Annotated in this window: 18 protein-coding genes and 1 tRNA gene; 12 read left to right on the forward strand and 7 right to left on the reverse strand. The window is 66.7% G+C overall.

Features of this window, described 5'->3' with window-relative positions; genetic code table 11:
* Window positions 1-747: a succinate dehydrogenase/fumarate reductase iron-sulfur subunit gene (locus tag ABFT43_RS19270; protein ID WP_347961901.1), complete on the forward strand. Its 747-nt coding sequence runs from the start codon at window positions 1-3 to the stop codon at window positions 745-747.
* A gap of 167 nt (window positions 748-914) precedes the next feature.
* Here ABFT43_RS19270 and ABFT43_RS19275 read toward each other — a convergent pair.
* Window positions 915-988 (reverse strand) — tRNA-Leu (locus ABFT43_RS19275).
* Window positions 989-1,086: 98 nt separating this feature from the next.
* Here ABFT43_RS19275 and ABFT43_RS19280 point away from each other — a divergent pair.
* Both ABFT43_RS19280 and ABFT43_RS19285 read left to right on the forward strand, forming a co-directional pair.
* The gene (locus tag ABFT43_RS19280; protein WP_347961902.1) at window positions 1,087-1,710 is read left to right on the forward strand and encodes an ANTAR domain-containing response regulator; all 624 of its coding nucleotides are present in this window, start codon (window positions 1,087-1,089) and stop codon (window positions 1,708-1,710) included.
* A gap of 165 nt (window positions 1,711-1,875) precedes the next feature.
* Window positions 1,876-3,240 (forward strand): ABC transporter substrate-binding protein, encoded by a 1,365-nt coding sequence (locus ABFT43_RS19285; RefSeq protein ID WP_347961903.1) that lies wholly within the window; start codon window positions 1,876-1,878, stop codon window positions 3,238-3,240.
* Window positions 3,241-3,362: 122 nt separating this feature from the next.
* Here ABFT43_RS19285 and ABFT43_RS19290 read toward each other — a convergent pair whose 3' ends face one another.
* Genes ABFT43_RS19290 through ABFT43_RS19305 form a run of 4 tightly spaced genes read right to left on the reverse strand, consistent with a single transcriptional unit; the run spans window position 3,363 to window position 7,760 of the window.
* Complete coding sequence (locus tag ABFT43_RS19290; RefSeq protein ID WP_347961904.1) at window positions 3,363-4,178, reverse strand: ABC transporter ATP-binding protein; 816 nt, start codon at window positions 4,176-4,178, stop codon at window positions 3,363-3,365.
* Complete coding sequence (locus ABFT43_RS19295) at window positions 4,175-5,374, reverse strand: ABC transporter ATP-binding protein (protein ID WP_347961905.1); 1,200 nt, start codon at window positions 5,372-5,374, stop codon at window positions 4,175-4,177. Before ABFT43_RS19295 ends, ABFT43_RS19290 begins: the two co-directional genes overlap by 4 nt.
* Window positions 5,367-6,356: a branched-chain amino acid ABC transporter permease gene (locus tag ABFT43_RS19300; RefSeq protein ID WP_347961906.1), complete on the reverse strand. Its 990-nt coding sequence runs from the start codon at window positions 6,354-6,356 to the stop codon at window positions 5,367-5,369. Before ABFT43_RS19300 ends, ABFT43_RS19295 begins: the two co-directional genes overlap by 8 nt.
* 3 nt (window positions 6,357-6,359) lie before the next feature.
* A complete protein-coding gene (locus ABFT43_RS19305) occupies window positions 6,360-7,760 on the reverse strand; it encodes a branched-chain amino acid ABC transporter permease (protein ID WP_347961907.1) in 1,401 nt (466 codons plus the stop codon).
* 227 nt (window positions 7,761-7,987) lie between these two features.
* Here ABFT43_RS19305 and ABFT43_RS19310 point away from each other — a divergent pair, with 227 nt between their 5' ends.
* The 6 genes from ABFT43_RS19310 to ABFT43_RS19335 all read left to right on the forward strand — a co-directional run bounded on the left by ABFT43_RS19310 (window position 7,988) and on the right by ABFT43_RS19335 (window position 15,367).
* A complete protein-coding gene (locus ABFT43_RS19310) occupies window positions 7,988-8,560 on the forward strand; it encodes a GNAT family N-acetyltransferase (RefSeq protein ID WP_347961908.1) in 573 nt (190 codons plus the stop codon).
* A gap of 96 nt (window positions 8,561-8,656) precedes the next feature.
* Window positions 8,657-11,404, forward strand: coding sequence for a DNA polymerase I (gene polA, locus ABFT43_RS19315; RefSeq protein WP_347961909.1), 2,748 nt, complete (start codon window positions 8,657-8,659; stop codon window positions 11,402-11,404).
* Window positions 11,404-12,519, forward strand: coding sequence for an isocitrate/isopropylmalate dehydrogenase family protein (locus tag ABFT43_RS19320; protein WP_347961910.1), 1,116 nt, complete (start codon window positions 11,404-11,406; stop codon window positions 12,517-12,519). The genes polA and ABFT43_RS19320 overlap by 1 nt, the downstream gene beginning before the upstream one ends.
* 127 nt (window positions 12,520-12,646) lie before the next feature.
* A complete protein-coding gene (locus tag ABFT43_RS19325) occupies window positions 12,647-13,606 on the forward strand; it encodes an ABC transporter substrate-binding protein (protein WP_457590186.1) in 960 nt (319 codons plus the stop codon).
* 1 nt (window position 13,607) lies between these two features.
* Entirely contained in the window at window positions 13,608-14,585 is a 978-nt protein-coding gene (locus ABFT43_RS19330) for an amino acid ABC transporter permease (protein WP_347961911.1), read from the forward strand.
* 29 nt (window positions 14,586-14,614) lie between these two features.
* Entirely contained in the window at window positions 14,615-15,367 is a 753-nt protein-coding gene (locus ABFT43_RS19335; RefSeq protein WP_457590189.1) for an amino acid ABC transporter ATP-binding protein, read from the forward strand.
* A gap of 106 nt (window positions 15,368-15,473) precedes the next feature.
* Here the strand turns inward: ABFT43_RS19335 and ABFT43_RS19340 are convergent, their stop codons facing one another.
* Entirely contained in the window at window positions 15,474-16,322 is an 849-nt protein-coding gene (locus tag ABFT43_RS19340; RefSeq protein ID WP_347961913.1) for a class I SAM-dependent methyltransferase, read from the reverse strand.
* 226 nt (window positions 16,323-16,548) lie between these two features.
* Between ABFT43_RS19340 and ABFT43_RS19345 the strand changes: the two genes are divergently transcribed.
* Window positions 16,549-17,430, forward strand: coding sequence for a GIY-YIG nuclease family protein (locus tag ABFT43_RS19345; RefSeq protein ID WP_347961914.1), 882 nt, complete (start codon window positions 16,549-16,551; stop codon window positions 17,428-17,430).
* Between the two features lie 59 nt (window positions 17,431-17,489).
* Here the strand turns inward: ABFT43_RS19345 and ABFT43_RS19350 are convergent, their stop codons facing one another.
* On the reverse strand, window positions 17,490-18,065 hold the full coding sequence (locus ABFT43_RS19350; protein WP_347961915.1) for a 2'-5' RNA ligase family protein: 576 nt from the start codon (window positions 18,063-18,065) through the stop codon (window positions 17,490-17,492).
* 307 nt (window positions 18,066-18,372) lie between these two features.
* On the opposite strand from ABFT43_RS19350, the gene ABFT43_RS19355 reads away from it, so the two are divergent.
* Both ABFT43_RS19355 and ABFT43_RS19360 read left to right on the forward strand, forming a co-directional pair.
* Complete coding sequence (locus tag ABFT43_RS19355; RefSeq protein ID WP_457590187.1) at window positions 18,373-19,290, forward strand: VTC domain-containing protein; 918 nt, start codon at window positions 18,373-18,375, stop codon at window positions 19,288-19,290.
* Window positions 19,291-19,309: 19 nt separating this feature from the next.
* On the forward strand, window positions 19,310-19,987 hold the full coding sequence (locus tag ABFT43_RS19360; protein WP_109239250.1) for a DUF4956 domain-containing protein: 678 nt from the start codon (window positions 19,310-19,312) through the stop codon (window positions 19,985-19,987).
* The last annotated feature ends 1 nt before the right edge of the window (window position 19,988 follow it).

The raw sequence follows: 19,988 nt of genomic DNA on the forward strand, positions 1-19,988 counted from the left end.
ATGGGTTACGACGCGAGGTTCCGGGTCTGGCGCGGCGACGACGGCGGCGGAGGGCTCGAGGACTACACGGTGCTCGTCAACGAGGGCGAGGTGGTGCTCGACATCATCCACCGACTCCAGGCCACCCAGGCACCCGACCTGGCGGTGCGCTGGAACTGCAAGGCGGGCAAATGCGGATCGTGTTCGGCGGAGGTCAACGGCCGGCCGCGGCTGATGTGCATGACCCGGATGTCGACGTTTGCCGAGGACGAGGTCATCACGGTGACCCCGATGCGCACGTTCCCGGTGATCCGCGACCTCGTCACCGACGTGTCGTTCAACTACGAGAAGGCCCGCGAGATCCAGGCGTTCATGCCCCCTCCCGACCTGAAGCCGGGGGAGTACCGGATGAAACAGGTCGACGTCCAGCGGTCGCAGGAGTTCCGTAAGTGCATCGAATGCTTCCTGTGCCAGAACACCTGTCACGTGATCCGCGACCACGAGGAGAACAAGCAGGCGTTCGCAGGCCCCCGCCATCTGATGCGGATCGCCGAGCTGGACATGCACCCGCTCGACGTCGCCGAACGCCGCGACACGGCGCAGAACGAGCACGGCCTGGGCTACTGCAACATCACCAAGTGCTGCACCGAGGTGTGCCCGGAGAACATCAAGATCACCGACAACGCGCTCATCCCGATGAAGGAGCGGGTCGTCGACCGCAAGTACGACCCGATCGTGTGGCTGGGGAACAAGCTGTTCCGGCGGTAGGCCGTATGCGACGTCCGACGGCGCGGTCGTGACCGCGTGACCGGGACCACCGACCCGGGCGAGTGCGCATCGTGAAGAGGTCGTGCACACCGGTGGATGCGGTTCGATCGGGCGCCCTGCGGACCTGCCGACTCCGCGGTAATCTGTCCTGACCAGCACAGATGCTGTGCCCCCGGTGAGACTCGAACTCACACTGGACGGGTTTTGAATCCGTTGCCTCTGCCAATTGGGCTACGGGGGCCGGTGCGCGGGTTTGCCCGTGCAGGAGCCAACTCTAGATGATCGGCCGAGTGCGCTTCCAACCGGTACTCTTCGGAACATCTATGTCGTGGAGGAGGGATGGTGACGGTGACCGACAGTGCGACCGCAACCGCCGGTGAGAGCACCAAGACACACCGCGTTCTCGTGGCCGAGGACGACTCGCTGATCCGTATGGATCTGATCGAGATGCTCCGCGAAGAGGGCTACGACGTCGTGGGCGAGGCGCCGAACGGGCAGGTCGCGGTGGAGCTGACCGAGACGCTGCAGCCCGATCTGGTCATCATGGACATCAAGATGCCCGTGCGGGACGGCATCGACGCGGCCACCGAGATCGCCGAGAAGCGACTCGCGCCGGTCGTCATGCTCACGGCGTTCAGCCAGCGTGACTTCATCGAGAAGGCGCGCGACGCGGGGGCGATGGCCTACCTGGTGAAGCCGTTCACCAAGGCCGACCTCGTGCCGGCGATCGAGGTGGCTGTCAGTCGCTATCACGAGCTCAAGCAACTCGAGCGCGAGGTCGCGACCATGAACGAGCGGCTGGAGACCCGCAAGCTCGTCGAACGCGCCAAGGGTCTGCTGATGGAGAAGCAGGGGTTGTCCGAGCCCGAGGCGTTCAAGTGGATCCAGCGTGCCGCGATGGACCGCCGCACCACGATGAAGGCGGTGGCCCAGGTGGTCGTGGAGACCCTTGGGTCCAACTGACGCCCGGAGAGACATCTTTCCCGCAATGTCGCTGAGCGCAAAGCAGTTTCACGCTCTTTACGCGGGGGCAACAACATCTCGCTAGCTTTTCTCCCACGAGGTGCGGTTGGATGCGTCAGCTCGATGCGCCGCCTTCGTGACGACAGAATCGCAAGGAGAGCATTGATGTCCTTTCGCTTTTTGACGAGCGGGGCAGTGGTCATGACGGCGGCGGCCGCGCTCGTCGTCGCCGGCTGCAGCAGCTCTGACTCTGGTTCGGACGGAGGCTCGGCGGCGTCGGAGAGCGTCACCGTCGAATCGACGCCCGCCCCGCCCGGTCTCGGTCTCGCACAGAAGCTTGCATGTAACCCGCCGAAGGCCACCCCCGGCCCCGTGAGCACCGCGCCGCTGAAGATCGGAACGCTGCTCCCCGAGACCGGCTCCCTCGCGTTCCTGGGTCCGCCGATGGTCGCGGGCGTGAACCTCGCGATCAAGGACATCAACGACGCGGGCGGCGTCCTCGAAAAGAAGGTCGAGCTGATCACGGGTGACTCCGGCGACACCACCACCGACACCGCGAACGCCACCGTGGACCGCGAGCTCAGCGGCGGTGTCCAGGTGATCATCGGCGCCGCGTCGTCGTCGGTGTCGCTGAAGGTCATCGACAAGATCGCCAACGCGGGCGTCGTCATGTTCTCGCCGGCCAACACCTCCGACGAGTTCACCTGCTACCAGGACAAGGGCCAGTACTTCCGCACCGCGCCGGCCGATGTGCTGCAGGCGCAGGCGCTCTCGCAGACCATGGCCGAGGACGGCGTGCAGCGTGTGTCCATCCTCGCGCTCAACGACCCGTACGGAACGGGCCTGGCCGACAACACCGTCAAGGACCTCGAGGCCGCGGGCATCCCGGCCGACCAGATCCAGAAGATCATCTACGACCCGAACGCCCAGTCGTTCAACGCCGAGGTCGATCAGGTGAAGAACTTCAACCCGGACGGGATCGCGGTGATCGGCTTCGAGGAGAGCGCCAAGATCATCACCCGCATGCACGAGGTCGGCATCGGCCCGAGCGACGGCAAGCTCGTCTACGGCGTAGACGGCAACATGGGCAACGCACTCGGCGAGGCCGTGGGCGACGGCCTGCTCAAGGGCATGAAGGGCACCACGCCGCTCACCCAGACCAGCGGTGAGTTCCAATCCGCGCTCAAGGAACTCGATCCGGACCTGATCGACTACAACTACTCCGGTGAGAGTTACGACGCCACCGTTCTGAGTGCGCTCGCCGCCGAGGCCGCGAAGTCGACCGACGGACGTGCCATCGCCGCGAACATCATCGGCGTCACCAACGGTGACGAGGAGTGCGACTCCTACCGGAAGTGCCTGGATCTGCTGAAGAGCGGCAAGACGATCGCCTACGTCGGCAAGACCGGGAACCTGGCGTTCAATGCCGCCGGTGAACCCAGCGTCGGCTCGTACGGCATCCTCGAGTTCGACGACAGCAACACGCTGCTGACCCCGACCCGCAAGTACGTGTCGGTGGCCGCGCAGTAGAGCGCCACAGTGAGAGACCCCGGCCCGGAGAGGGTCGGGGTCTCTTCGTGTCCCGGGTCGCGCACACCCGGTCTGCTCGGGCTCACCGATTCCGGGCGAGCGGTGACGGGATCGGTGTGCGACTACCTGTTCTTCTCGGATCTGCCCGCGAGCGTGCCGAGGTAGAGTTCGACGATCTTCGGGTCCTTCGCGAGGTTGGCGCCCGTGTCGGTGTAGGCGTTGCGGCCCTGGTCGAGAACGTAACCGCGATCGCAGATCTGGAGGCAGCGGCGCGCGTTCTGCTCGACCATGATGATCGAGACGCCGGCGGCGTTGATCGCCTTGCAGCGGATGAACACCTCGTCCTGGAACATCGGGGACAGTCCCGCCGACGGCTCGTCGAGCAGCAGCACCGCCGGGTCCATCATCAGCGCCCGGCCCATCGCGACCATCTGCCGCTCGCCTCCGGACAGTGCCCCGGCCTTGACCTTTCGGCGCTCGGCCAGCAGCGGGAAGAGCTCGGAGACGAACTCGAACCGCTGGGCGAAGGTCTTCGGGCGCAGGTACACGCCCATCTCGAGGTTCTCCTCGATGGTCAACGCCTGGAACACGTTCTGCGTCTGTGGCACGTATCCCACGCCTTTGTCGACGAGGACGTGGGCCTTGGCCGCGGTGATGTCGTCGCCGCGGAGGGTGACCTTGCCCGTGCGCACCGGGATCAACCCGAACAGGGTCTTCAGCAGGGTCGACTTCCCGGCGCCGTTGGGGCCGATGATGCCGACGATCTCGCCCTCGTCGAGGTAGAAGTTGCACTCGGTGAGGATGTTGATGCCGGGCAGGTAGCCGGCGGTGATGTCGTCGGCGCGCATGAGCGCGTCGACGGCGCGCTTCCGGTGCTCCTCCGGGGTTGCCGCGAGCTGCGCGGGCGTCAGCGACTCGGCGCTCGGTCCAGTGCTCATCGCTCGCCCTTCTTCTCGGTGTCGATCTTCGCGGTGTCGATCTTCGCGGTGTCGATCTTCTCGGTGTCGATCTTCTCGGGGTTCATGCCGCCGGAAGCGTCATCGGTGACCGGCGGCAGGTCGATGACCGGCTCCGAGAGGTCGCCGCCCTCCTCGATGGTCTGCTCGATCGCCGCCTCGACCTGTTCGGCGAGCACCGCGGTGGCGCCGACGGGTCGGCCCCGGTCGTCGAATTCCAGCGCCATGTCGTGGTGACCGCCGAGGTAGGCGTCGACGACGGCCTCGTTGTCACCGAGGTTCTCCGGCAGCGACTCGGCGATGATCTGGCCCTGTGCCATCACGACGACCCAGTCGCTGATGTCGCGGATGACGTCCATGTCGTGCTCGACGAACACGACGGTGACGCCCTCGTCACGCAATGACTTGATGTGCTCGAGCAGGCTCTGGGTGAGCGCGGGATTCACGCCGGCCATCGGCTCGTCGAGCATCACGATCTCGGGATCGGTCATGAGCGCCCGCGCCATCTCGAGCAGCTTGCGCTGGCCTCCGGAGAGTGATCCCGCGAAATCGTCGGCCTTGGCGTCGAGCTTGAACCGGCGTAGCAGCTCGTGTGCGCGCTCGGTGATCTCGGCCTCCTGCCTGCGCCACGTCCACGGCGCCACGGCGGACAGGAAGTGCTCGCCGCGCTGCCCGGTCGCCCCGAGCCTCACGTTGTCGAGCACCGTCATCTTCGACAGCGCCTTGGTCAGCTGGAAGGTGCGCACCATGCCGCATCGCGCGACCTGATGGGGCACCATGCGGCCCAGCGGCTCGCCGTTGAGCGACCACGTCCCCGAGTCCGGCCTGTCGAAGCCGGTGATCAGGTTGAAGAACGTCGTCTTTCCGGCGCCGTTGGGGCCGATCAGGCCGGTGATGGCGCCGCGCTGGATCTCCAGGTGGTCGACCTGCACCGCCTTGATGCCGCCGAACGTGCGAGAGATGCTGTCCACCACGATGATCGGATCGGGCTTGGCCGAGCCGGGGATCGGGTCGACGCCGGCGAACAGTGTCGACCGGTCGTTCGCCGACAGCGAGGTGAGCTCGCGGCGCGTCGCCCGGGTGCCGGCGATGTCGGGGCCGGTCTCGTCGACGGTGGTCCCGCACGAAGGCGCCGGGTACTCGTCGTCGTGTGCGGAGTGACGTCCGTCGTCAGGCATCGAGCTGCACCTCCCTCTTGTTGCCGAGGAGTCCTTGAGGTCGGAACACCATCATCAGGATGATCGCCAGACCGAGCAGGACGTAGCGGATCGCGCCGACCTGCTGTGCCGACAGGTCCAGCATGGGGTTGTCGCCGGACGTCGCCTGACGCAGCAGGGCGTCGGGAATGGCCAGCAGGAACCAGAACAGCATCGCGCCGACGACCGGTCCGAACACCGTGGCGGCGCCGCCGAGGATCAGCGCGCCATAGGCGAAGAAGGTCTGCGCCGTGGAGTAGAAGTCCGGGTTGATCGACTGCGTCGCAAGGGCGTTGAACACGCCGGCGAGACCGCCGATGCACCCGCCGAGGACCAGCGCCTGCATCTTGAAGAAGTAGGCGTTCTTGCCGAGCGACCGTGCCGCGTCCTCGTCCTCGCGCACCGCCTTGAGCACGCGGCCCCAGGGGGAGTGCACGAGCAGGTAGACCATGAGGCACAGCACGAGGACGACCGACCAGCCGATCACCATCGACCACAGGTCGCCGCCGAGGAATTTCACCCCGAGGAACGAGTATTGTTTGCCGTTGTCGAAGGGGCTGATCGAGAAGAACCCGCTCGCGTAGCCGTAGATGCCGTTGGTGGAGTGGGTGAAGTCGTCGGTCGACGTCGAGCGGAACACCAGGCGCAGGATCTCCGACGCGGCGATCGTGACGATCGCCAGGTAGTCCGCGCGCAGACGGAGCGTCGGGATACCGAGCACCACCGCGAGCATGCCGGCCGCCGCGACGCCGACGATCGCGCCGAGCCACAGCGGCTGGTCGTAGTTGACGGCCATGATGCCGACGCCGTAGCCGCCGAGAAGCGCGAAGGCGATCTGCCCGAAGTTGAGCAGGCCGGCGTAACCGAAGTGCAGGTTGAGGCCGATGGCCAGGAGTGCGTAGAAGATCGCCGACGGTCCGATGAGCTGGGCCACCGCGATCTGCAATGCCGAGACGATGTCCATGGGTCAGCCGATCCTCGCTCGCGATCCGAGAATGCCCTGAGGCCGGATGGTCAGGATGATGATCAGAATCAACAGGCCGCCGATGTATTTCAGGTCGGGGCTGAGGACGTAGGTCGACAGCTGGACCAGCAGACCGACGATGAGGCAGCCCAGCAGCGCGCCGTAGGCGGTGCCGAGACCGCCCAGGGTGATGCCGGCGAACATCAACAGCAGGAGCTTGAAGCCCATCTCCCACTGCACGCGCCCGCCGAGCTCGGACAGCGCGAACATGACGCCGCCGAGGGTCGCGAGACCGCCGGCGAGCGCCCAGACGAACAGGATCACCCGGTCGACGTCGATGCCCGACGACTCGGCGAGGTCCTTGTTGTCGGCGACGGCGCGCATCGCCTTGCCGATCCTGGTGCGCTGCAACATCACTGCGACCCCGACCAACACCACGATGCAGATGGCGATGCATGCGAGGTTGATCGGGGTGATCGCGAACGGCCCCGAGCCGATCTGCTTCTGCGCCTGGTAGTCGTCGAACGGCTCGGACCGGTCGGAGAAGAAGATCAGGATCAGGTAGCGGATCACCAGCGCGAGCCCGATGGAGACGACGAGCATGGCGATCAGGCCGGTTCGGCGCCGCCGCAGCGGTCTCCACAGTCCCAGCTCGTTGGCCATGCCGATGCCGATGCCGACCACGATCGCCAGGAGTGTCGCGGGGATCAGGTGCAACCCGACCTTCACGTTGAACACCCACGCGATGACCGCACCCAGGGTGACGAGCTCGCCGTGCGCGAAGTTGGTCAGGCCCGTCGTGCCGAAGATCAGGCTGAGCCCGACGCCGGTGATCGCGATGATCAGGCCGAACCGGATGCCGTCGATGGCCAAGCGGGTGAGTTCGGCGACGGCCGACACCTCGTTGCCCGTGCGGACGGCGCCGAACGAGAAGATCACCGGCCGTGCCGTTCCGCCGCTGATGTCCACGGGCAGTTCGTTCTTCTGCACCTCGACGTCGTCGGGGAGGGACCCGGTGTCCAGGACGATGGTGTACTTCCCCGGCGGTACGTTGATCGACCACGCGCCGGTCGACGACGAGGTCGCGGTGCCGACGACGTTCCCGGATGCGTCCTTGGCCTCGAGCTTCACATCCGCGACCTTCTCGTCGCCGTTGCGCAACACGCCGAAGACTCGCACTTCGTCGGGAGCCGCCTCGGCGGCGGCGCCGATCAGGCCGCCGAGGAGGGTCGTCACGAGGAACAACAACACGGCGACGCCGACCGCGCGGGCGGGGGAGACGGACGCGACTCGATGTGCCGGGGAGCGGGTCTGGCGAGCAGGGCGCTGGTCGGGACGACACACGGTCGACGGGTCGATGCGGTCATCGGACACGGGCGGGGCCTGCTGGTCAGGCTCAGTCATCGAGGGTGGTACCTCCCTTTCGACCCGGACGGATGAAGTCCTCGGCGCGTGAGCCCGCCGCGATGGCCGAAAAGGCCGCTGCGAGTTCACCTTGCGGGACCTTAACCGCAGCTGTGTCGCCACGTGGCGACAACGACGTTTCCCGGAAGTTACAGTTCCCGCCGCGTCGATGCGGGGCGAACGGAGAATGTCGGTCACGGACGGGGACCGGACCTTAGGCTGGACGCATGATCCCCGTCGTCATCAACGAGACACGAGATCTCGAACTGGTCAGTGCGCTTCTCGCACAGGCCTTCGCCGACGACCCGGTCGTGGTGTGGCTGCAACCGGACCGGTCGCGGCATCTGCCGATGTTCCGCACGCTGGTCCGTCGTGGCCACGGCGAGAACGCGACCTTCGACCTCGCGCTCCGCGACGGTCAGCCGGTCGGCGCATCGGCCTGGGACCCGCCCGGCCACAAGATCTCGGGATGGGCGCAGGTCATGTCGACGGTCGGGTTCATCCGGGCGCTCGGGTCGCGCGCCATCCTCGGCAAGAAGCTCGAGGAGGAATTCGCCAAGCGGCGCCCGAAGGAGCCGCACTGGTACCTCGGGCAGGTCGGCACGCCGATCCAGGGGGCCGGCATCGGCTCGGCGCTGCTGCGGCACCGCCTGGAGAAGATCGACGGCTCGGCGTACCTCGAGTCGTCGAACATCCGCAACGTACCGCTGTACGAGCGGTTCGGCTTCGAGGTCACCGAGGAGTTCGAACTGCCCGACGACGGGCCGAGGGTCTGGACGATGTACCGGCCGATGCGCTGAGCCGCAGATCGCGCGGACGAGGCGTCGGTCCGCAGGTCACCTGGCGGTTCGGGCGGGCGGGTCCGGCTGTCGGCACACATCACTAGACTCTGCGACGTGAGTCCAGCGCAGAGTTCCCCGGCAGCAACCCGAACCGGCAGCAAGGGCAAGGCCAGGCAACCGGTCCTCATGCTCCTCGACGGGCATTCCCTCGCATACCGGGCGTTCTTCGCGCTTCCGGCCGAGAACTTCAAGACGCACACCGGCCAGACCACCAACGCGGTCTACGGCTTCACATCGATGCTCATCAACCTGTTGCGCGACGAGGAGCCGACCCACATCGCGGCGGCCTTCGACGTCTCCCGCAAGACCTTCCGCTCGGAGATGTACCCCGAGTACAAGGCGCAGCGGTCCAAGTCGCCGGACGAGTTCAACGGGCAGGTCGACCTGACCAAGGAGGTCCTCGACGCCCTCGGCGTGACCGTGCTGGCGATGGAGGGCTACGAGGCCGACGACATCATCGCGACCCTGGCCACCCAGGCCCGCGAACAGGGTTACAAGGTCCTCATCGTGACCGGCGACCGTGACTCGCTGCAGCTCGTCGACGAGTCGACGACCGTGCTCTACCCGCGCAAGGGCGTCTCCGACCTCACCCGGTTCACCCCGGAGGAGGTCGAGAAGAAGTACGGCCTCACCCCGACGCAGTACCCCGACTACGCCGCCCTGCGCGGCGACCCCAGCGACAACCTGCCGGGCATCCCGGGTGTGGGGGAGAAGACCGCCTCGAAGTGGATCCGCGAGTACGGCTCGCTGGCCGCACTCGTCGACCACGTCGACGAGGTCAAGGGCAAGGTCGGCGACGCGCTGCGCGCACATCTGGCGTCGGTGCAGACCAACCGGCAGCTGACCGAACTCGTCCGCGACATGTCCCTGCCCGTCGGTCCGGACGACCTGGCGATGGTCGGCTGGGACCGCGACCGCATCCATCAGCTCTTCGACGACCTCGAGTTCCGCGTCCTGCGCGACCGCTTGTTCTCGACGCTGAGTTCCGTCGAACCCGAGGCCGAGGCGGGCTTCGATCTCGACGGCTCGATCCTGGGTGCCGGCGAAGTGGCGTCGTGGCTGAACGAGCACGCCCGTACCGGACGCAGCGGGCTGGCGGTGACGGCACCGCACGTGGTCGTCGGCTCCGACCCCGCCGGTCTGGCCATCGCCGCGGCCGACGGCGCGTCGGCGTACATCGACGTCACGACGCTCGACCCGGAGGACGACGCCGCGCTCGCGAACTGGCTCGCCGATCCGACAGCGCTCAAGGCGGTCCACGAGGCGAAGTGGGCCGTGCACGCATTGCGTTCGCGCGGTTGGCAACTCGACGGCGTCACCAGCGACACCTCGCTCGCCGCGTATCTCGTGCGTCCCGGCCAGCGGACCTTCAATCTCGACGACCTCGCGCTGCGATACCTGCGTCGCGAGCTGCGTGCCGACACCGGCGCCGGGGACGGCCAGATGTCGCTTCTCGACGACGACACCGAGGGCAAGGTCGCCGAACAGCACATGCTCGAGGCACGCGCGGTGCAGGAGCTCGCCGACACCCTCGACACCGAACTCGAACGCATCGACTCCAAGCCGCTGCTCACCGACATGGAGCTGCCGCTGTCGTTCGTGCTCGCCGATCTCGAGGCGGCCGGCATCGCCGTCGACGTCGACCACTTCAACGCGCTCGCCCAGATGTTCAACGACCGCATCAAGGCCGCGGCCGAGGCGGCCTACGAGGTCATCGGCGAGCAGATCAACCTCGGGTCACCCAAACAGCTGCAGGCGGTCCTCTTCGACAAGCTCGACATGCCGAAGACGAAGAAGACCAAGACCGGCTACACCACCGACGCCGACGCGCTGCAGTCGCTGTACGAGAAGACCGAACACCCGTTCCTCGCACACCTGCTCGAGCATCGCGACGCGACGCGACTGAAGGTGACCGTCGACGGCCTGCTCAAGTCGGTTGCCGACGACGGCCGCATCCACACCACGTTCAACCAGACCATCGCCGCCACCGGACGCCTGTCGTCGACCGAGCCGAACCTGCAGAACATCCCGGTGCGTACGCAGGCCGGCCGCGAGATCCGGCGCGGGTTCGTCGTCGGCACCGACCCGGCCACGGGCACCGCCTTCGAGTGCCTGATGACCGCCGACTACAGCCAGATCGAGATGCGCATCATGGCACACCTGTCGGAGGACGAGGGTCTGATCGAGGCCTTCAACACCGGTGAGGACCTCCACAACTTCGTCGGGTCCCGGGCGTTCGGGGTGCCGATCGACGAGGTGACCACCGAGATGCGTCACCGGGTCAAGGCGATGTCGTACGGACTCGCCTACGGCCTGAGCGCCTTCGGCCTCGCCGCGCAACTGAAGATCAGCCGCGAGGAGGCCAAGGAACAGATGGACGCCTACTTCGCGCGGTTCGGCGGCGTTCGCGACTACCTGCAGAACGTCGTCGCCGAGGCCCGCCGCAACGAGTACACCGCGACCCTGTTCGGCCGGCGCCGTTACCTGCCCGACCTCAACAGCGACAACTGGCAGCGCCGGCAGGCCGCCGAGCGGATGGCGCTCAACGCGCCGATCCAGGGCACCGCCGCCGACATCATCAAGGTCGCGATGATCAACGTCCAGAAGCGCCTCGCCGCCGAGAAACTGGCCTCCCGCATGCTGCTCCAGGTCCACGACGAACTCGTCGTCGAGGTCGCCCCCGGCGAACGCGAGACCGTGGAGAAGCTGGTGCGCGAGGAGATGGGCAACGCCATCACGCTGTCGGTGCCGCTCGAGGTGTCGGTAGGGTTCGGTCGCTCCTGGGACGACGCAGCGCACTGATGGTGTCGACGCCACCGCGATCCGGGCAACGCATCGGCGTCCTGACCGGCGATGGGATCGGTCCGGAGATCATTCCCGCGGCGATCGCGGTCGCCGACACGGCCGCCCGTGCCGAGGGGATCGAGATCGATTGGCAGGAACTGCCTTTCGGTTCGTCTGCGATCGACTCGCACGGTGTTCCCGTCCCGGACGATACCCTTTCGGTCCTCGACGGTCTCGGGTTGTTCGTGGTCGGCCCGCATGACTCGGCGTCGTATCCGCCCGAGCTGCGCAGCCCGACGCCGGGTGCGGTCCTGCGTGGCAGGTACGACCTGTTCGCCAACATCCGCCCGGCCAGGGCGTTCTCGGGGGTCGCCGCGACCAGGCCCGACATCGACGTGGTGATCGTGCGCGAGAACTCCGAGGGGCTCTATGCCGACCGCAACATGGCCGTGGGCAGCGGCGAGTTCATGCCCACCCCCGATGTCGCACTCTCCGTGGGTCTCGTGACCCGCGCCGCGTCGGAGCGGATCGCGCGGGTCGCGTTCGAGGCCGCCCGCGAACGGGCCGCGTCCCGGAGAGCCGGGGCGGGCCGGCTCGGCCGGGTGACGATAGTGCACAAGGCCAACGTGTTGCGGATGACCACCGGCCTGTTCCGCGACACCTGCCTCGAGGTCGCCGCGGAATTCCCCGACGTCGAGGTCGACGACAAACACGTCGACGCCATGGCGGCGCTGCTGGTGCGTCGCCCCGCCGAGTTCGACGTCGTCGTCACCGAGAACCTCTTCGGCGACATCCTCTCGGACCTGACCGGTGAGCTCGCCGGGTCGCTGGGCATCGCCGGTTCGGTGAACTGCTCGCGGACCCAGGTGATGGCGCAGGCCTCGCACGGCGCCGCGCCGGACATCGCCGGGCGCGGCATCGCCAACCCGGCCGCCATGATCATCTCGGTGGCCCTCGGGCTCCGCCGGTACGGGATCATGACCGAGGACGCCGCGCTCATCCGCGCTGCGGACCGCATCGACACCGCGATCGCCGAGACCTTCGCGTCGTCGGTCGCCACCGCCGACCTCGGCGGCACGTCGTCGACCGCCGAGTTCGCCGACGCCGTCGTCGGGCGGGTGAACCCCGCGTAGCCGGTGGACCGGAGCCGTGTGACGCGCGAGCGCACGTGCGTGAACGACCGAGTGCCCGGCCGGTCGGACCCCGGACCACTACAGTGGGTTGGTCCGACCTGGTGATCCGAGGACGAAGGGATGTGTTGTGACACGGGCCTCGACGCAGGGCTACCGGTATGCGCGCCGGCCGGGACGTGCGATCGCGCGCAGGGCCCGGCTGTGGGGGATTCTCGTCGTCGCGATCGCACTCGCGCTCACCGGTTGCGTCGACAACGAGGAGCGTGAGCGCGCCAATCAGGTGACCCCGATCGACGTCGACGTGAAGAATGTGCCCGAGATCGCGGCACTCGTCCCGCCGCAGATCGCGAAGACCGGGCGACTCGTGATCGGCGTGAACACGCCGTATCAGCCCAACGAGTTCAAGGGGCCCGACGGCAAGATCATCGGCTACGACGTCGATCTCATGAACGCCGTCGCCAAGGTGCTCGGCCTCACCCCGGTGTACAAGGAATCGCAGTTCGACACGATCATCCCGTCCGTTCAGGCCGGGACATATCAGGTGGGCATGTCGTCGTTCACCGACACCCTCGAACGTGAGAAGCAGGTCGACTTCGTGACCTACTACAGCGCCGGCGTGCAGTGGGCGCAGTCCGCCGACTCCGACGAGGACATCGACCCCGACAACGCGTGCGGCAAGCGGGTCGCGGTGCAGACCACCACCTATGAAGACACCGACGAGATCCCGGCGAAGAGCGCCGAGTGCAAGGCCAAGGGCAAAAAGCCGATCGACAAGGTGAAGTTCGACAGCCAGGACGAGGCGGTCAACGCGCTCATCCTCGGTCGCGTGGACGCGATGTCGGCCGACTCGCCGGTCACGGCCTACGCGATCAAGCGGACCAACGGGAAACTGACACCGGCCGGCGGGGTGTTCGATTCCGCGCCCTACGGGTGGGCGGTGCGCAAGGGCTCACCGCTGGCTCCCGCGCTGCAGAAAGCCGTGCAGTATCTGATGGACAACGGACAGTACGAAGAGATCGCGGCCAACTGGGGGCTGCAGGAGGGCATGATCGATGTCTCCGTCATCAACGGGGCGGCGGTGAGCTGAGATGACCTCACCGAATCCCGACACCGTCACCGGCGAACCCGAACCGATCAAGGCGGTCCCGCTGCGCCACCCCGGGCAGTGGATCGCCGCGGTCGTCATCGTCGTGCTGGCGGCCCTGTTCATCTACGGCGCCGCCACCAACGAGGCCTACGCGTGGGGCACCTACGCGCGTTACCTCTTCGACCAGCGCGTGCTGTCCGGCGTGGGATACACCCTCGCGCTGACCGTGCTCTCGATGGTCATCGCGATCGTCCTCGGCGTGGTCCTCGCCGTCATGCGCTTGTCACCGAACCCGGTACTGCGTTCCACGGCCTGGGTGTACCTGTGGATCTTCCGCGGCACCCCGGTGTACGTGCAGCTGGTGTTCTGGGGACTGTTCCCCGCGATCTACAAGAAGATCGACCTCGGCATCCCGTTCGTGCACCAGTTCGCGCACATCGACGTCCAGACCCTCAACGCCGCATTCCTGTTCGCGGTCATCGGTCTCGGACTCAACGAGGCGGCGTACATGGCCGAGATCGTGCGTGCCGGTGTGTCGTCGGTGGGCGAGGGGCAGGTCGAGGCGTCGATCGCGCTCGGCATGTCGTGGTCGCAGACCATGCGCCGCACCGTGCTGCCGCAGGCGATGCGGGTGATCATCCCGCCCACCGGCAACGAGCTGATCTCCATGCTCAAGACCACCAGCCTCGTGGCGGCCGTGCCGCTGACGCTCGATCTCTACGGTCGCGTGCGCGACATCTCCGGCGTCAACTTCGAGCCGATCCCGCTGCTGATGGTCGCGTCGACGTGGTACCTGATCGTCACCAGCATCCTGATGATCGGTCAGTTCTATCTGGAGCGCTACTACGCCAAGGGGGCGACGCGCGCGCTGACCGCGCGTCAGCTCAAGGCGATGGCCGCCGAGGAGGCGGGCAAGGCCGACGCCGGCATCCCCGACGCCCCGGGTGCCGGCCGTCCGACCGGGGGAGAGAACGCATGAGCTCCGCGCAATCGACGTCCGACACCCCGATGGTCCTCGCCGACCGGGTGTGCAAGAGCTTCGGCTCGGTGCAGGTCCTCAAGGGCATCTCGCTGGAGGTGCCGCGCGGGACGGTGACGTGCCTGATCGGCCCGTCGGGGTCGGGCAAGTCGACGTTCCTGCGGTGCATCAACCACCTCGAGGTCGTCAACGCCGGACGACTCTACGTCGACGGCGATCTCATCGGCTACCGCGAACGTCACGGCAAGCTGTACGAGCTGAGCCCGAAAGACGCCGCCGCGCAGCGCCGCGACATCGGCATGGTGTTCCAGCACTTCAATCTCTTCCCGCATCGAACCGCGCTCGAGAACGTGATCGAGGCGCCGATCCTGGTGAAGAAGAAGTCGCGTGCCGAGGCCGTCGAACGGGCCGAATACCTGCTCGAGCGTGTCGGTCTCGCCAACCGCGCCGACGCATACCCGGCGCAGCTGTCCGGTGGTCAGCAGCAGCGCGTCGCGATCGCTCGTGCCCTCGCCATGGACCCGAAGCTGATGCTGTTCGACGAGCCGACCTCGGCGCTCGACCCCGAGCTCGTCGGCGACGTGCTCAAGGTGATGCGCGAGCTCGCCGATTCGGGGATGACGATGATGGTCGTGACCCACGAGATGGGCTTCGCCCGCGAGGTTGCCGACCAGCTGGTCTTCATGGACGGCGGCGTCGTCGTCGAGAAGGGTGATCCCCGCGAGCTGCTGGCCGATCCGCGCGAGGAGCGGACCCGGTCGTTCCTGTCGAAGCTGCTCTGAGGCCGCCGCCACAGTCGCGAGTTCACCTGCAGCGTCGCGGGCCACAACTCGCGATTCAGGTTCGACCCTGCGATCTTGGTGGGGCTCGGGTCCGTGCGGGTTCGGGCTAACCCGGCTTGTGGCTGCAGAAGATCGCGGTTCCGGGGAAGTACTTGCCGCGGAACGGACTCCACTGGCCCCACTCGCGGTCGTGGTCGTCGGGCCACTCGGGTTCGACGATGTCGTCGAGGATGAACCCCGCCGCCCGGAGTTCGCGGACCCGGTCGCCGATGGTGCGGTGGTGTTCGACGTAGGTGATGGTCCCGTCGTCGTCGGTCTCGGTGTACGGGGTGCGGTTGAAGTAGGGGATCGTCACCGTGAGGCCCGCGGGTCCCGGGTCGTCGGGGAACATCCAGCGCATCGGGTGGTTGACCGCGAAAACCCAACGGCCACCGGGCTTGAGGACGCGGGCGACCTCCGCCATGACGCCTGCCGAGTCGGCGACGAACGGGATCGCGCCGAACGCGGAGCAGGCGATGTCGAAGGACCCGTCGGCGAAGGGCAGCGCCTCGGCGGTCGCCTGGATCAGCGGGGTGCGCACCTCGTCGGCGGCCATGGCGTCGAGCCCGATGCCGAGCATGCGGCGGGAGATGTCGATGCCGACGGCGTGCGCGCCGTGCGCGGTGAGCCAGCGGGCGCATGGCGCCGAACCACAGCCGACCTCGAGCACCACGCGGCCCTCGATGTCTCCCAGCAGTCCGGCCTCGACCTCGCGGACGCCCTCCGGGCACCACACGAAATCCCCGCCGCCGGTGTATGTTCCCAGGAACTCGCCGTGTTCCTCGTGATAGGCGTGCGCGTCGTGATCCCACCACCATCGGCTGGCACGGTCGCTGGTCGCGGAATCCACGTCGCCGAGCAGGCGCGGCGGCCGGACCGGAGCGTCGTCGGAGTGTTCGTCCGGGGTGGCGGGCATGGGAGTGATGATAGGCGTCCGTGACGAGGGAGCTGCGGACGAGCGGGCTGACTGCATGGACCGGGCTGACCAGATGGGCACTGACTGAGTGCGTCGGTCTGTGGGGAGCGAACGAGGCTAGGGTACGGACGCCGGATAGGTTCACTTGACTCGAGCAGGAGGACTTCGCAAGACAGTGGGTAAGACGGTTCGGCTTTTCCTTGCAGACGGAAGTCCGGGTGGGTTGTTGACCGCTGAGATCATGAACTGGACCGGGCATCTGGTAGCGGCTCCCCGGTCGGATCTTGCACATCTGCTGAAGAGACCCGAAGTCAGGCGCACTGGCCTATACGTTCTTCTCGGCGACGACCCGCAGGGGACTGGGCGTCAATTGGCCTACATCGGTGAGGCAGATGACGTCGGGAATCGACTGCGGCAGCACGCGCGCTCGCAGGACCAGGGGGGCAAAGACTTCTGGGATAGGGCGATCGTCTTGACCAGCAAGGACATGAATCTCACCAAGGCGCACGCACGCTACCTGGAAAGCCGTCTCATCGGTCTGGCGCGGGCAGCCGGGCGAGCGCGGCTGGAGAACAGCACCACACCTCCGTTGCCGAATCTTCCGGAAGCCGATGTGTCCGACATGGAGTACTTCATTGAGCAGTCGAAGATCGTCATGCCTGTGTTGGGTGTCAACATTTTCCGGATTCCTGAGGCCGCAGTTGCGGTACCGAGTGCGGAAGGCACAGATGCGCGAAGAGACTCTCCGATATTCACCATGTTCGTGAAGTCGGAAGGGATAGAGGCCCAAGCTCGAGAAATCGACGGTGAGTTCACCGTGCTCCAGGGATCGAGGGCTCGCTCGGCGTGGAAGAGTGCGGAGAGCCATGCCTATCGAAGTCTCAGAGCTCGCTTAGAGCAGGACGGAACAATCGCGCGGTCGGCCGACGAAACAAAGATGGTGTTCACGCGTGACCATGTCTTTGCGAGCCCGAGTGCGGCAGCTGCGATAATCGCGGGCCGTGCAGCGAATGGCCGCAAAGAGTGGGTGGATCAATCGAGCGGTATCTCATATGGCGAGTGGGAGACGCAAGGCGTCGATGTGAATCTTGAACTCGACGCGGACTGATGTAGCGAGTCAGCTGTCCTGGAACGTCGAGCCGCGTGCGGTCATCCGAGTTATCGAACTCAGCAGGCGCGGCCGGCGACGACGTGTTCGGTCTTCGCGTCGGGGTCCCAGCGACGTACCGCGGTGAACGTGCACTGCTTGTCGGGCCGGCCGAGCGACTCGAGAGTCGCCAGTGCCTCGCCGACCTGGTGGTAGGTGAGGTGCCGGGCGAGGGTGATGTGCGGTGTCCACGCCCCAGGGTCGACGTGGTCGAACGTGCTCGGTGCGTCGAGGCCGTCGGCGATGTCGTCCGGGTGCACCGTGTGACCGCGGACGGTGCGGGCGACCTGCGCGTGGATCGACAGCAACTCCGTGTTCGGCACGACGAGCAGCGCGAGCACGTGCCGCGACCCGTGACCGAACACGATCGGGGCGCCGATGAGCGCCTTCAGCGGCAGCCGCTGCGCGGTCGGGGCCAGAGCCGCGTCGGCCGACGCCGCGATGTGGCGGGCGGCGAGCAGGGTCACGTGCGGCCGATTGGTGGCCGATCGGATTCGTTGCGCGCTCGAAAGTCCCACGTCGGCGAGTGCGGCCCAGCGCTGTCGCAGCCAGGCATCGGAGTCCTCGTCCGGTAACAGTTCGATCGAATGAGCCACGGTTTCAGTGAACCAGCCCGTCGCGTCACGCGGGCCGATCAGCCGATCCCGAGCGGGTTTCCACACGCCGTGACCTCGGTCCTGGTGCCCTCATCCACACCACCGGGGGGTCGGCTGTACATTGCACGCCGATGCGCTGAACGCCGCGGCGACGACGTACAGGAACCTCCCAGGTTCACCGAAGCGTCTCCGAAGCTTCACCCGTTCTACTTGCAGTGGCCATCTACTTGCAGTGGCCATCGACGCGTCGGGTCGGCGCGTGCCCGGGATACGCCGGGCGTGGGTCTCGAGAGAAGAAGGGAGTGCCGTGGGCATCACCAGCTGGTTCCGGCGGGATCGTGCCGAGGAGCCGGAGGAGCCCGACGCCGCGCCCACGACACCGCGACCTCAGGGCTTCCAGGAGACGGCCAGCAGGCTCCACGCATTCAATCGCTACGAGATCAAGTACTTCGTCGACGAGATGAGGGTGCCGGAGTTGCGTCGTGAGCTCGCGGCCCGGATGGACACCGACCCGTTCTCGCCGCACGGCGGATACCCGGTGACCTCGCTGTACTACGACACCCCGGACCTGCGCTTCTACTGGGAGAAGATCGAGGGCCTGAGGTTCCGCCGCAAGCTGCGGATGCGGCTCTACGGGGACCCGGCGGAGTGCACCGAGGAGACCCCGGTGCAGATCGAGATCAAGCAGCGGGTCAACCGGGTCACCCAGAAGCGACGCACCGCCCTGCCCTACGGCGTCGCCCGCAACTGGCTCGACGAGCGCAAGGAGATCGACTGTGACCACTCGCAGAGTCCCTTCATCGACGAGGTGACCACCCTCGTCGGCAACCTCGACCTGCGTCCCACCGTGACCACCGGTTATCTGCGGGAGGCGTTCGTGGGGCGTGACGCCGACCTCGGGCTCCGCGTCACGATCGACCACAAGGTCCACGGCCGAGACCGCGACTTCTACTTCGGGTCGAGGTCACAGAACCGCTTCACGATCCCGCCGCGGCTGGCCATCGTCGAGCTCAAGGCCAATGAGCGCGTGCCCTATTGGGCCACCGACCTCACGGCCCGGATGAACATGTCGGTCGTCCGGATCTCCAAGTACTGCCAGTCGGTCGAGGCGTTCGGCCTCGCCCCGCGGTTGATTCTCGGTGCGCCCGAACTGATCATGCCGCCGGATGTCGACGACCGCGTCCCCGACGACGTCTTCGGCACGTCCTCGACTCCCGCCGGTTAGTGAATACTGAAAGAAGACAATGAATTTCGATTTCCAAGACCTGAGCGGCACGTTCACGACCCTCGACATCGTCGTGGCGCTGTCGCTGTCGTTCGTATTGTCGTCGATCATCGGCTGGGTCTACAAGTTCACACACCGGAACGTCTCCTACAGCCAGTCCTACGTGCAGACGCTCGTGATCGTCGGCATGGTCATCTCGCTGGTCATGCTCGTGGTCGGCTCCAACATCGCGCGTGCCTTCGCCCTTGTCGGCGCACTGTCGGTCGTGCGATTCCGCAACGCCATCAAGGAGACCCGTGACGTAGGGTTCATCTTCCTGGTGATGGCCATCGGCATGACGACCGGCACGCGGTTCTACGTGCTCGCGGTCGCGGCCACCATCGCGATCTGTCTCGTCATCGTGCTGATGAGCAAGTTCAACTGGTTCAAGCTCGACGTCCAGCGCCAGGTGGTGAAGGTGCAGGTCCCGCCGGAGCAGGAGTTCACCGCACGCGTCGAGGACGTGCTGATCGACAAGTGCAAGGAGTTCGAGCTCGTGTCGACCGAGGCGGTGCGGGCCGGGGCGCTCAACGAGCTGTACTACACGGCGCAGTTGAAGAAGGGTGTCAAACCGGCCGAACTCATCTCGGCGCTGAGCGCGGTCAACACCGGGCAGCGTGTCACCGTTCTCACCGGCTACGACCAGACCGACATCTAGA

Origin of the sequence: Gordonia aurantiaca (assembly GCF_039939235.1) — a bacterium.
Taxonomy (GTDB): domain Bacteria; phylum Actinomycetota; class Actinomycetes; order Mycobacteriales; family Mycobacteriaceae; genus Gordonia.